The 13,006-nt window shown below is 74.6% G+C and carries 11 protein-coding genes; 6 read left to right on the forward strand and 5 right to left on the reverse strand.

Annotated elements, in window-relative coordinates; genetic code table 11:
- Positions 1–55: 55 nt before the first annotated feature.
- Complete coding sequence (locus AC1Q5D_RS11650) at positions 56–1,159, forward strand: flavin-containing monooxygenase (RefSeq protein WP_481738622.1); 1,104 nt, start codon at positions 56–58, stop codon at positions 1,157–1,159.
- Positions 1,160–1,215: 56 nt separating this feature from the next.
- On the forward strand, positions 1,216–2,856 hold the full coding sequence (locus AC1Q5D_RS11655) for a LuxR C-terminal-related transcriptional regulator (protein WP_481738621.1): 1,641 nt from the start codon (positions 1,216–1,218) through the stop codon (positions 2,854–2,856).
- Between the two features lie 63 nt (positions 2,857–2,919).
- On the opposite strand, the gene AC1Q5D_RS11660 is transcribed toward AC1Q5D_RS11655, so the two are convergent.
- Entirely contained in the window at positions 2,920–4,212 is a 1,293-nt protein-coding gene (locus AC1Q5D_RS11660) for an aminotransferase-like domain-containing protein (protein ID WP_481738620.1), read from the reverse strand.
- 46 nt (positions 4,213–4,258) lie between these two features.
- A complete protein-coding gene (locus AC1Q5D_RS11665; RefSeq protein ID WP_481738619.1) occupies positions 4,259–4,663 on the reverse strand; it encodes a helix-turn-helix domain-containing protein in 405 nt (134 codons plus the stop codon).
- 293 nt (positions 4,664–4,956) lie between these two features.
- Between AC1Q5D_RS11665 and AC1Q5D_RS11670 the strand changes: the two genes are divergently transcribed.
- The 3 genes from AC1Q5D_RS11670 (at position 4,957) to AC1Q5D_RS11680 (ending at position 8,067) form a co-directional block, all read left to right on the forward strand.
- The gene (locus AC1Q5D_RS11670) at positions 4,957–6,135 is read left to right on the forward strand and encodes an NAD(P)-dependent malic enzyme (RefSeq protein ID WP_481738618.1); all 1,179 of its coding nucleotides are present in this window, start codon (positions 4,957–4,959) and stop codon (positions 6,133–6,135) included.
- 194 nt (positions 6,136–6,329) lie between these two features.
- Positions 6,330–7,109, forward strand: coding sequence for an IclR family transcriptional regulator (locus AC1Q5D_RS11675; protein WP_481738617.1), 780 nt, complete (start codon positions 6,330–6,332; stop codon positions 7,107–7,109).
- 64 nt (positions 7,110–7,173) lie between these two features.
- Positions 7,174–8,067 carry a GntR family transcriptional regulator gene (locus AC1Q5D_RS11680; protein WP_481738616.1) on the forward strand — a complete coding sequence of 298 codons (894 nt, stop codon included), beginning with the start codon at positions 7,174–7,176 and terminating at the stop codon, positions 8,065–8,067.
- 72 nt (positions 8,068–8,139) lie between these two features.
- Here AC1Q5D_RS11680 and AC1Q5D_RS11685 read toward each other — a convergent pair whose 3' ends face one another.
- The 3 genes from AC1Q5D_RS11685 to AC1Q5D_RS11695 all read right to left on the reverse strand — a co-directional run bounded on the left by AC1Q5D_RS11685 (position 8,140) and on the right by AC1Q5D_RS11695 (position 11,080).
- Entirely contained in the window at positions 8,140–9,462 is a 1,323-nt protein-coding gene (locus tag AC1Q5D_RS11685) for an MFS transporter (RefSeq protein ID WP_481738615.1), read from the reverse strand.
- 116 nt (positions 9,463–9,578) lie between these two features.
- The gene (locus tag AC1Q5D_RS11690) at positions 9,579–10,511 is read right to left on the reverse strand and encodes an EamA family transporter (protein WP_481738614.1); all 933 of its coding nucleotides are present in this window, start codon (positions 10,509–10,511) and stop codon (positions 9,579–9,581) included.
- On the reverse strand, positions 10,508–11,080 hold the full coding sequence (locus AC1Q5D_RS11695; RefSeq protein ID WP_481738613.1) for a TetR/AcrR family transcriptional regulator: 573 nt from the start codon (positions 11,078–11,080) through the stop codon (positions 10,508–10,510). Before AC1Q5D_RS11695 ends, AC1Q5D_RS11690 begins: the two co-directional genes overlap by 4 nt.
- Before the next feature lie 223 nt (positions 11,081–11,303).
- On the opposite strand from AC1Q5D_RS11695, the gene hutU reads away from it, so the two are divergent.
- Positions 11,304–12,998 carry a urocanate hydratase gene (gene hutU, locus AC1Q5D_RS11700; protein ID WP_481738612.1) on the forward strand — a complete coding sequence of 565 codons (1,695 nt, stop codon included), beginning with the start codon at positions 11,304–11,306 and terminating at the stop codon, positions 12,996–12,998.
- Positions 12,999–13,006 lie beyond the last annotated feature (8 nt).

Raw genomic sequence — 13,006 nt, forward strand, 5'->3', positions numbered from 1 at the left:
GGAATGGGTCATCCGCCCGACGCGGGTGGGTGCGGCGCGAGCCTAGCGTGAAGGCATGAAAACGAACCCAGCCATCATCGAGACCGTCATCGTGGGAGGCGGCCAGGCCGGTCTCGCCACGGCGTACCACCTGACCCGGGCCGGGCACGAGTGCGTGGTCCTGGAACGCAACGCCCGCGTCGGCGAGCAGTGGCGCCGGCAGTGGGACAGCCTGCTGCTCTATTCCCCGGCCCGGTACGACGCCCTGCCGGGCCTGCCGTTCCCCGGCGACCCCTGGCACTTCCCCGGCAAGGACGAGGTCGCCGACTACCTCGAGGCGTACGTCCGGGAGTTCGACCTGCCCGTGCGCACCGGGGTCCGGGTCCTCCGGGTGCGGCCGGCCGCGGAGGGCCACCTCGTCGCCACCGACTCCGGGGAGTACCGGGCCCGGAACGTCGTCGTCGCCAGCGGGACGTACGGGCGGACGCCGGCGGTGCCGGCTGCCGCGGCCGAACTCGATCCGGGGATCGTGCAGCTGCACTCGAGCGAATACCGCAACCCGGGCCAGCTGCCGGAGGGCACCGTCCTCGTCGTCGGGGCCTCCCACTCCGGGTTCGACATCGCCCACGAGCTCGCCGCGACCCGGCACGTCGTGCTCGCCGGCCGCGACTGCGGACAGCTGCCACTGAAGTTCGGCACCCGCCAGCTGCGCCTGGCGTTCCCGTTGCTCTGGTTCGTCTGGGGGCACGTGATGGACCGGCGCACGCCCGTTGGCCGGAAGATGTTGGCCGAGGCGCGGTTCCACGGGGCCCCCGCCCTGCGGGTCAAGCGCGGGGACCTGGCCGCCGCCGGCGTCGAGCGGGTGACCGAACGCGTCGTCGGGGCCGAGGGCGGCCGCCCGCGGCTCGCCGACGGGCGTGTGGTCGAGGCCGCCGCCGTCGTTTGGGCGACCGGCTTCCGGCAGGCGTTCGATTGGATCGAGCCGGACGTCCTCGGCGAGGGAGGGTGGCCCCGGGAGGACCGGGGCGAGGTGCCGGAGGCCCCGGGGCTGTTCTTCACGGGCCTGTGCTTCCAGAGCTCCTTCCGGTCCATGCTGCTCGGCGGGGCGGGCGACGACGCGGCCCATGTGGCCGGCCGCGTCCAGGCCCGTGCCACGGCCTCCCCGGCCATGGCGGCCTGACGGACTGACAGCGGCAGGTGGCGGGCGTATCGTGGCCGGGAGAGGCAGGTGCGCCCGTGGCCGTTGCCGAGGAGCTGGAACGGGGACGCGAGGCCTTCGAGCGCCGGGAGTGGGCCGCGGCCTACGAACGGCTCGCCGAGGCCGACGCGGGAGAGGGCCTGTCCCCGGCCGATTTGGCCCGCTGGGCCACGGCCGCCTACCTGCTGGGCCTCTATGCCGAGTGCCAGCGGGTGCTCCAGGAGGCCCTCCACCTCCACGAGTCCGCGGGACGACCCGCCGAGGCCGCGCGGTGCTGTTTTTGGTTGGGCCTTGCGGCCCTGTTCGACGGCGACCAGGCCGTGGCCGGAGGCTGGTGGGGCCGGGCGGCGAGCCTGCTCGAGGACGCCCCGGATGCGGCGGCGGAACGCGGCTACCTGCTCGTTCCGGAGGCCATGCGGCGCGGCGCGGCCGGAGACGGCCAGGGCACGCTGGAGGCCGGGGACCGGACCGCCGCCATCGGACGGGAGGTCGGCGACGAGGACCTCGTGGCCATGGGCCTGCACGCCCAGGGGCGCGGGCTGTTGATGCTACCGGGGCGGGCCGGCGAGGGGCAGGCCAAGCTGGACGAGGCGATGGCGCACGTGCTCTCGGGCGGGGTGGCGCCGGTCTTCGCCGGGATGATCTATTGCAGCGTCGTCGAGGCGTGCCAGGAACTCGGCGACTTCGACCGGATGCGGCAGTGGACGGCCGCCCTGACGCGGTGGTGCGACCAGCAGCCGGACCTGGTCCCCTTCACGGGCCAATGCGCCGTCCACCGGGGGCAACTCCTGCGCCTCGACGGGGCCTATGCCCGCGCCGTGGACGAGTTCGACGCCGCGATCGAGCGGTACACGCAGGCTGGCCAGGCCCAAGCCGTGGGCCTGGCCCACTACGAAGTCGGCGAGGTCCACCGGATCGTTGGGGACGCGGCCGCCGCCGAGGCCGCATACCAACGCGCCAGCCGGGCCGGGTTCCAGCCCCAGCCCGGGGCCGCCCTGCTCTGGCTGCAGCGCGGCCGGGCCGCCGCGGCGCGGGCCGTCGTCGACCGGCTGGCCGGCGAGGACGCGCCCCCGCCCGCGCGGGCGCGGCTGCTGCCCGCCGTGGTCGAGGTGCGGCTGGCCGTCGACGACCTCCCCGGCGCCCGGGACGCCGCCCGGGAATTGGAGACGCTGGCGGACTCGCTGGAGTGCGCGTGGGTCGGCGCGCACGCGCACTGCGCCACCGGGCTGGTCCGCCTGGCCGACGGGGACGCCGCCGGCGCGCTGCCCGCCCTGCGCCGCGCCGTGCGCGCCTGGACCGCCCTGCGGGCACCCTACGAGACGGCGCGGGCCCGGGTCGCGGTGGCCCGGGCGTGCGCGGCGCTGGGCGACGACGACACCGCGCGGATGGAGGCGGACGCGGCGTGTTCGGCCCTGCGCGAGCTCGGGGCCGCCCCGGCGCACGACGAAGCCGCCGAACTGGCCCGCTCCCTCGCCGCGCGGCCGGCGGGCGGTCTCTCGCCCCGCGAGGTCGAGGTCCTGCGCCTCGTCGCGTCCGGGTGCAGCAACGCCGAGATCGCTGCGGAGCTGGTCCTCAGCACGAAGACCGTCGCGCGGCACCTGTCCAACATCTTCACGAAGATCGGCGTCACCTCCCGCACCGCCGCGGCGGCGTACGCGTTCGCCCACGGGCTGGCCTAGGGCCCGGGGCGGGCCCGCCGGGGCTCCCCGCGACGCGCGGCGCCCGCCGTGGCGCGGCGGAGCCTAGCGGGAGCCGGCGAGGGCGCGCTCGAGGACGGGCGCCAGCCGGCGCACGCCCTCGCGGATCGACTCCTCGTCGACCGCGCTGAAGGACAGGCGCAGCCGGTTGCTCGGCTCGTCGCCGGGCGTGAACGCGGCCCCCGGGATGAAGACGACGCCGGCGTCGATGGCCTCGTGCAGCAGCGGGTAGGTGTCCACGCCCTCGGGCAGCGTGACCCAAACGAAGAAGCCGCCCTGGGGCGTGGTCCACTCGACGCCGTCGGGCATGTGCTCGGACAGCGCGTCGAGCAGGGCCGCGCAGCGGCCGGCGTACAGCTCGCGGTACGTGTCGATCTGTCCGCGCCAGTCGTGCCCGGAGAGGTATTCGCTGATCAGCATCTGGTTCAGCGTGGGCGGGCACAGGGTCACGGCCTCGCTCGCGAGGTAGAACCGGCGGTGCAGGTGGCCCGGCACCAGCGCCCAGCCGATGCGCAGGCCGGGGGCCAGGATCTTCGAGAACGAGCCCATGTAGAGGACGTCGTCCGGGTTGGCGGCCCGCATCGGGGTGTGGGGCTTCCCGTCGAAGCGCAGGAGCCCGTACGGGTTGTCCTCCATGACGAGGATGTTCGCTTCCCGGCAGATGTCGACGACCCGCTGGCGGCGCTCCTCGGCGAGCGTGATGCCTGAGGGGTTGTTGAAGTTGGGGATCGTGTAGAGGAGCTTGATGCGCCGGCCCTCGGCGTGGAGCCGGCGGACGGTCCGCTCGAGCTCCTCGGGGACCAGCCCGTCGTCGTCCATGGGCACGGGGATCGGCTGGACCTGCTGCGCCTCGAACGCGTTCAGGGCGCCGACGTAGGTCGGGTCCTCCACGAGGACCACGTCGCCGGGGTCGCAGAAGACCTTCACCGCGACGTCCTGCGCGGACTGGGACCCCGCAGTGACCACGACGTTCTCCGGATCCGCGTCGGTGATGCCCTCCGCCGCCATCACCTCGCAGATCTGGGTGCGCAGCTCCTCGGTGCCCTGGCCGCCGCCGTACTGGAGCGCGACCATCCCCTCTTCCGCGATGATGCGGCGGGCCATCTCGCCGAGCTTGTCCAGCGGGAGGGACTGCAGGTACGGGTTGCCGCCCGCCAGCGAGACCAGGCCCGGGCGCATCGAGATGTCGAAGACGTCGCGCACGGCCGACTGCTTGATGTTCGCGGCACGCTCCGAGAACAGGGTCTCGTGGCGTCGGGAGGCCTCGGCGCGGGCCAGCGCCAGGTCGGTCTCGGAGGGCACGTTGGGGTCGAGGGCGCGCTTCGTCGATGTGGTCACGGCCACAGTCTCGCAAACGAGTTACCGAATAGGCAACAACCGTTCCCTACTGATGTTCCCTGGGGGAGGCGGCCTGCTCACGCGCGGCGACCCACGCGAGCACGTCGGCGGGCCGGATCCGCCGGTGCGTGCCGCGGTACTCGACCGGGATGGTCCCCGCGTCGGTCAGGTTGCGCATGTAGGTGTTGGACACGCCCGCCAGCTTCGCGGCCTGGGAGGTGTTCAGCCAGCGCTCGGCGGTACTCACGGTGACGGCCTCGCCCGCGGAGAGCCGGAGCAGCACGTCCATGACGGCGTCGACGGCGGCGCCCGGCAGGCGCACGGCCGTCCCGTTGACGAAGACGGTCGCGTCCGCCGACTCCTCGAGGGCGCGGGCCAGGCGCGCGGCGTCGGCCGCGGGCAGGGCCTCGTGGTGGGTGGTGCGGCTCAGCGCCGTGGTTTCCGAGGGCATGGGACCATCATGCCCCGGCGGTCCCGGTCCCGCGCCTGCCTGCTGCGCGCCCGGCGCCCGGCGCGGGGTGGCTTTCCGCGGACGGCCCCGATTCGGTACCGTGGACACCACGGTCTAAAGAAAGTACTGACCACTGCGCCCGTGCGTGCGCCCCCCATCCCGGGGCTGCCCCGCGCAGAGCGAGGCAAGGACGCCGCTGCCGCACCGCCCTCTGCCCGGAAGCGGCCGACGCCCGTCCCGCGCAATCCGCGACACGCCCGCTGGACTCAGACACTTTCAACGAAGGAGCCACCATGACCGCCACCGCCGGCCACCAGACCGATTCCGCCCCGATCAGCGAGGAGGAGATCTTCTCCTCCCACGAGGGCGGCAAGCTGACCGTCCAGACCACGATGCCGCTGGACTCCAAGCGCGCGCTGTCCATTGCCTACACCCCCGGCGTCGCCCAGGTCTCCCGCGCCATCGCCGCCGACCCGGCCAAGCACGCCACCCACACCTGGGCCTCCCGCCTGGTCGTCGTCGTCTCCGACGGCACCGCCGTGCTGGGCCTGGGCGACATCGGCGCCGCCGCGTCGCTGCCCGTCATGGAGGGCAAGTCCGCCCTGTTCCGCGAGTTCGGGGGCCTGAACTCCATCCCCCTGGTGCTGGACACGACGAACGTCGACGAGATCGTCGAGACCCTCGTCCGCCTGCGCCCGAGCTTCGGCGCGGTGAACCTCGAGGACGTCTCGGCGCCGCGCTGCTTCGAGCTCGAGCAGCGCCTCATCGAGGCCCTGGACTGCCCGGTCATGCACGACGACCAGCACGGCACCGCCGTCGTCGTCCTCGCCGCGCTCACCAACGCCGCGCGCGTCGCGGGCAAGGCGTTCGGCGACATGCGCGTCGTCGTCTCGGGCGCCGGCGCCGCCGGCATCGCCATCGCGGAGATCCTCATCAACGCGGGCGTCGGGGACGTCGTCCTGGTCGACTCCCGGGGCACCATCCACCGCGAGCGCAACGACCTCAACGCCATCAAGGCCGAGTACGCCGCGAAGACGAACAAGGACGACATCATCGGCGGCGTCGCCCAGGCGCTCGACGGCGCGGACGCGTTCGTCGGGGTCTCCTCCTCCAAGGTCGCCGAGGAGGACATCGCGCGGATGAACGAGAACGCGATCATCTTCGCCCTGTCCAACCCGGACCCGGAGGTCATGCCGGACGTCGCGGCCAAGCACGCCGCCGTCGTCGCCACCGGCCGCTCGGACTTCCCGAACCAGATCAACAACGTGCTCGCGTTCCCGGGGATCTTCCGGGGCGCGCTCGACGCCGGCGCGCGGAAGATCACCCCGGAGATGAAGATCGCGGCCGCGCAGGCGATCGCCGACCTCGCCGCCGAGGACCTGGCCGCCGACCACATCGTGCCCTCGCCGCTCGATCCGCGGGTCGCCGGCGCCGTCGCCGAGGCCGTCGGCCGCGCCGCCGCGGGCCAGTAGCAGGCCGGCCCCAGCAGGCCGCGCCGTGTCGGGGGCCAGTACGACGGCGGGTCAGCGCGACGGTGGCGTCCCCCGGCGGGGCCTGCGGCCCCTGGGCGGCGGAGCCCCCGGCCGACACGGACTCCCGCCCGCGGCCCCGGGCGGGTACCGTCGGATTCCATCGATCCACCGCCCCCCGAGAAGGAGGTGGGCCCGTGGCGTCCCCCGTCAAGGTCCCGGCAGCGCACCACACGCTGCGCATCCTGAAGTACCTCGCCGCCCGCCGGGGGCCGGTCGCCGCGTCCGCCATCGCGTCCGCCCTCGACCTGCCCCGCTCCAGCGTCTACCACCTGCTGGCCGTGATGGAGGACGCCGGGTTCGTGATGCACCTGCCCGAGGAGCGCCGCTACGGGCTGGGGATCGCGGCGTTCGAGCTTTCCTCGGCGTACTCGCGGCAGGAGCCGCTCTCGCGGATCGGGCGCCCGCTGGTGGACCGGCTCGTCGACCGCGTGGGGGAGAGCGCCCACCTGGCTGTCCTCCACGGACGCGACGTGCTGTACGTCGTGGAGGAGCGCGCCAAGAACCGGCCCTCGCTCGTGACGGACGTCGGCGTCCGGCTGCCGGCCCACGTGACGGCGACCGGCCGGGCCATCCTCGCGTGGCTGCCCAAGTCCCAGGCCCGCGCGCTGTACCCGAACGCGGCCGCGTTCACCACCCGGCACGAGACTCCGACGACCGTCACGACCTACACCCAGCTGCGGCGCCTGCTCGACGAGACGGCCCAGCGCGGGTACGCCACCGAGGATGGGGACGTCACGCCGGACTTCGCGTCCATGGCCGTGCCCGTCCTGGACCACCAGGGCTGGCCGGTTGCCTCCGTGGCGGTCACCTACCTCAGCGACAGGCTGCCCGAGGACCGGCGGCCCGCCCTGCTCGAGGGGATCCGGGACGTCGCGGACGAGCTTTCCGCGAGGATCCACGGCCGCCGCGCGTAGCCTTTGGTATTTTCCTCACTGATACCCCAACGACTCGGCCGCCCAGCCGCGGAAAGGAACGCCGATGCGCGCCACCGACCCCTCGCCGCTGGTCGCCTCGGTCGCCGCGGAGATCCTGCGGCACGTGGCCGAGGCCGGCCTGCCGGAGGGTGCGCGGCTGATCGAGCGGAAGCTCGGGGAGCGGCTCCGCGTCTCCCGTTCGCCCGTGCGCGAGGCGCTGCGCCTCCTCGAGGCCGACGGCGCGGTCCGCCGGGCCGAGCGGGGCGGCTACGTGGTCGCCCTCCCGCCGGAACGCCTCCCCGCCCCCGCCGTCGGCCCCACCGGGGCCTCCACCGAGGAGCGGTACCACCGGATCGCCACGGACCGGCTCGAGGGGCGCCTCCCCGACCGCGTCACGGAGAGCCAGCTCATGCGCAGCTACGGCTTCACCCGGGCCGAGCTCGCCGAAACGCTGCGGCGCATGTCCAACGAGGGGTGGATCGACCGCGCGCCCGGCTACGGGTGGGAGTTCCTGCCGACGCTGGACTCGTTGCGGGCGTACCGGGAGAGCTACCGCTTCCGGCTCGTCATCGAGCCCGCGGCGATCCTCGAGCCCACCTTCACGCTCGACGTCCCGGCGCTGCAGCGGTGCAGGGAGCAGCAACAGCGGCTCGTCGACGGGGCGATCTGGGAGGTGTCGCCTGCGGCGCTCTTCGACGCGAACACCGCGCTGCACGAGTCGGTCATGGACTGCTCCCGCAACGCCTTCTTCGCCGAGGGCCTGCGCCGCGTGGACCGGCTCCGCCGGCTGATCGAGTACCAGAAGGCCCTGCCCCGGGACCGCGCCCTCGCCCGGTGCCGAGAGCACCTCCAGCTCATCGACCTGCTCCTGGCCGGGCACAACGAGGCCGCCTCGGCGTTCATGCGCGAGCACCTCAGGAGCGCCGGCGAGGAGAAGACCGCCGCCCCGGAGGAGTAGGCCGCCCTCCCTGGCGACGGGGGCGACGACGGCGGGGCGACGGTGCCGGGGCCGGGGGTGCCGGAGCCGGCGTCACCGGCGGAGCGTCTTCTCCAGGCCGCTGACGCCCAGCAGGGCCGTGGTGAACCAGATGGCGCCCGCGGGGCCCCAGCCCACGGCCGCGGTGCCGGCGGCCAGCGGCAGCACGACCTGGCCCAGCCGGTTGCCCATGAGCCGCACGGCCAGGGCCGCGCCCCGCCAGCGGGCCGGAACGGACATGGACACCAGCGACATCGTGATCGGTTGGCCCAGCCCGAGGAAGAACCCGCCGAGGCCGAGGAACGCCGCGGCCCACCAGGGCGAGGAGATCAGCACGGGGGGCAACGCCAGCGCCGCGCCGGAGCCGTAGAGGCTCGCCAGCAGGAGGGTCCGCCGCGAGAACCTGGAGGACAGCCAGGGCAGGAAGGCGCGGGAGAGGATGGACGCGCCTCCGCGGACCGCCAGCAGCGCGCCCACGACGGCCGGGGCGACGCCCGCCCGCTCGCCGACCACCGGCAGGAACGCGGTGAGGATATCGAGCATGGCCAGCAGCGACAGCGACGCCAGCATGTGCGAGCGCATCCCCGGGAGCGCCAGGATCCGGGCCATCGTCGCCCGGCCCTCCTGCGCCCCGGGACCGTCCCCGGAAGAGGCCCGGCCGCCCCCGGAAGAGGCGCGGCCGCCCGCGGACTGGGCCGCCCCCGCGTCCGCGGGTTGGCCGGCGCCGTCCGGACGCACTCCGTCCGCCGGCCCTCCGTCCGCCGGCCCGGCGCCCGCCCGGCGGGGCTGCGCCCAGGCGGTGGCCAGCGCGGGCACTGCGAGCAGCGACACGGCCGCCCCGATCCAGAGTGCCAGCGCGACGTCGGCGGCCCGCTCCGGGGAGGCCGTCGCGCCATGGCCGCCCAGGATCAGGCCGGCGGCCAGCGGTCCGGCCAGCTGCCCGGCCGCGTAGGCCGCCGTGAACCAGCCGAACCCGCGGTCCAGCTGGTCGTCGGGCAGCCAGCGTGCGACGGCCGCCTGGCCGGCGATGGTGAAGACGAGGTGCCCGAGCCCGAGCAGCGCGCTGCCCGCGGCGACGGTGGGCACTCCCGGGGCCGCCGCGAGCCCGGCCGCGCCCACGGCGAGCAGCACGGCGCCGCCGCTCATCATGTGGCGCAGGCGGCCCACCCTGGCCGTGACCCGGCCCAACCACATCGCGCTCACGAGCGGAAGCAGCGCGTAGACCGCGGTCACGAGGCCCACGACGAGGGGACCGGCGCCCAGCCCCAGCAGCTTGTACGTCGTCACCGGGCGCACCAGGTTCAGGGCCGTCTGGGTCAGCAGGGCGGCGGCCACGAGCAGCCAGAGCCACGCGCCCGCCCGGAGGGCGCCCCTCATCGTGGCTCCCCAGGGACGGCCCAGCGGGGACGCCGGGAGGCGGCGCGCGACGGGCGCGGCCGACGGGTGCCGGTGGGGCCGGCCACTGCCGGGGATTCGTTCGGGGACACGTTGGTTTATGTTATCCGCAAAATGCCATCAGGCGCGTCCCGGGTCGCGGGGGCGGTGGCCGGCGCCACGGCCAGGACCACGAGTGCGGCGCCGACGATCCCCAGCCCGGCCCAGCCCGCCGGGCCGAGGCGCTCGCCGACGACGGCGACGGCCAGGACCGCGGCGACCGCCGGCTCGCTGAGCGTGATGGTGGTGGCCGTGCTGGCCGCGACGCGCGCCAGGCCGTACCCGAAGAGCAGGTAGCCGAGGAACATCGGGACCAGCGCCATGTAGGCCGCCACCGCGAAGGCCTCCGGCGTGGCGACGAGCGGGGCCCCGGTGAGGGCCAGCATCGGCAGGAGCAGCGCGCCGCCCGTGCCGAAGACGGCGCCCATCGAGGCGGCGCGGCCCACGCCGCGGTGCATGAGGCTGCGCGCGGCCCACGAGTACGTCGCGTAGGCGGCCCCCGCGACGAGGCCGAGCGCGATGCCGGCCAGCGTCGGGCCGGCCTCGCCGGCGGCGCCGGTGGCCTTGGCGAGACACAGCAGCGTGCTGCCGACGATGCCGAGCCCGGCGGCGAACAGCCACCACCGGCTGACCGGGGCGCGGTGCGCCAGCCACTCCAGCACCCCGGAGGCCAGCGGGGCGGAGGCGAGCGAGACGACGGTGCCGATCGCGACGCCCGCCAGGTGCATCGAGCCGTAGAACGCCAGCGGGTAGACGGCGACGGCGGCCGCCCCCAGGCCGACCAGCCGCGCGTTGCGGCGCAGCTGCGGCCGGGCGGCCCGGAGCGCGGGGAGTGCGACGGCGGCCTGCAGGAGGCCGCCGAGGCCCATCGCCGCGGAACCGATCGCCAGGGGGCCGGCGGCGGGGGCGAACGTCGCCGCCGTGCCCGTGGTGCCCCACAGGATGGAGGTCGCCGTGATCGCGGCGAGGGCCCCGGTCCTGCCGCTCCTCACGCGGCGTCCAGCCAGGACGCGGCGACGGCGCGGGCGCGGGCCAGCCGGTCGGGCGACCCCTCGAGGCCAGCGCGCGAGACGGCGCCCTCGAGCAGGAACGCGAGCTGCTCCGCCCGGGCGGCAGCGCCCGCGGCGCCCGCCAGCGCGTCCGCGAGGATCGCCTCGACCTGTTCCTTGTGCCGGCGGACCGCGTCCCGTCCGGGGGATCCGGCGGGCAGTTCGGCGGCGGCGTTGAGGAGCCCGCAGCCCCGGAAGCCGTGGACGTACGCGGCGCCGGCGTGGTCGAGGTAGGCGTCGAAGACGGCGAGCACCCGCTCCCGCGGCGTCTGGGCGTCCGCGGCCCGCCGCTCGTGCAGGTCCAGCCACTCGCGGTGGCGGGCCTCGAGGTACGCGAGGACCAGCTCGTCCTTGGACGCGAAGTTGTTGTAGAGGCTCTTCCGTGCGACCCCGGCCCGCTCGGTGATGGAGTCGATGCCCGTGGCGGCCATCCCGTGGGCGTAGAACAGCTCCGCGGCGGCCTCCAGCAGCCGTTCGCGGGCGGGGCGCGGCCGCGGCGTCGTCGTCGCCATGGGAACCTCCAGTCGCTAGTAGTTAGACCAGTCTACCTATGGGCTTCGTGCGACGCGCAAGGCCCCGGCGGGAGCCGGGCCCCGCCGTCGGGCGCCTTGTCTGGCATCCCGGACAGGCCTTGCCGGAACCCCGTGGTTGCCGGGCTCCCGAGGGGGTTTCATGGAGATATACCCCCGGGCCAGTGGCCCGCACCACACCTCGACCCGAAGGCAGGAACCCACGATGGCCCTTCCCGGAGCACGCACCGTCCGCGCCGCCCGCGGCACCGACCTGACGGCCAAGAACTGGCAGAGCGAGGCAGCGCTGCGCATGCTGCACAACAACCTCGACCCCGAGGTGGCCGAGCGCCCGGACGACCTCGTCGTCTACGGCGGCACCGGCAAGGCCGCCCGCACGTGGGAGGCGTTCGACGCCATCAGCCGCACCCTCGAGACCCTCGACCCCGACGAGACGCTGCTGGTGCAGTCCGGCAAGCCCGTCGGCGTCTTCCGCACGCACGAGTGGGCGCCGCGCGTCCTGATCGCCAACTCCAACCTGGTCGGCGACTGGGCCAACTGGCCGGAGTTCCGCCGCCTCGAGGCCGAGGGCCTGATCATGTACGGCCAGATGACGGCCGGCTCCTGGATCTACATCGGCACCCAGGGCATCCTCCAGGGCACGTACGAGACGTTCCACGCGATCGCGAAGAAGCGCTTCGGCGGCTCGCTGGCCGGCACGCTCACGGTCACCGGCGGCTGCGGCGGGATGGGCGGCGCCCAGCCCCTGGCCGTCACGCTCAACGGCGGCGCCTGCCTGATCGTGGACGTCGACGAGACCCGCCTGCGCCGCCGCCTGGGCAAGCGCTACCTCGACGACGTCGAGACCGACCTCGACGAGGCCATCCGCAAGGTCCAGGCCGCCAAGGCCGAGCGCCGCGCCCTCTCCGTCGGCTACGTCGGCAACGCCGCCGAGGTCTTCCCCGAGCTGCTGCGCCGCCACGCCGCGGGGGAGCTGCACGTGGACATCGTCACCGACCAGACCAGCGCCCACGACCCGCTGTCCTACCTGCCGACCGAGTACACCGTCGAGAACTGGCACACCGAGGCCGAGGCCGACCCGGAGGGCTTCACGAAGAAGTCCCGCGAGTCCATGGCCGCCCAGGTCAAGGCCATGGTCGAGTTCCAGGACGCCGGCGCCGAGGTCTTCGACTACGGCAACTCGATCCGCGACGAGGCCCGCCACGCCGGCTACACCCGCGCGTTCGAGTTCCCCGGCTTCGTCCCCGCCTACATCCGCCCGCTGTTCTGCGAGGGCCTCGGCCCGTTCCGCTGGGTCGCCCTCTCCGGCGACCCGAAGGACATCGAGGTCACCGACCAGGCCATCAAGGAGCTGTTCCCGGAGAACGAGCACCTGCACCGCTGGATCGACGCGGCCCAGGAGCACGTCGAGTACGAGGGCCTGCCGGCCCGCATCTGCTGGCTCGGCTACGGGGAGCGCCACAAGGCGGCCCTGAAGTTCAACGAGCTCGTCCGGGACGGCAAGGTCTCCGCGCCGATCGTCATCGGCCGCGACCACCTGGACTCCGGCTCCGTCGCCAGCCCGTACCGCGAGACCGAGGGCATGAAGGACGGCTCCGACGCCATCGCCGACTGGCCGCTGCTCAACGCCCTGACCGCCGCCAGCTCCGGAGCCACCTGGGTGTCCATCCACCACGGCGGCGGCGTCGGCATCGGCCGCTCGATCCACACCGGCCAGGTCTCCGTCGCCGACGGCACCGACCTCGCCGCGCAGAAGCTGGAGCGCCTCCTCACCAACGACCCGGGCATGGGCGTCATCCGCCACGCCGACGCCGGCTACGAGCGGGCCCTCGAGGTCGCCGACGAGCGCGGCGTGCGGATCCCGATGCGCGAGAACTCCCGCGCCGGAGCCTCCGCCTAGCCAGCCCC

Source organism: Arthrobacter paludis (assembly GCF_056782315.1).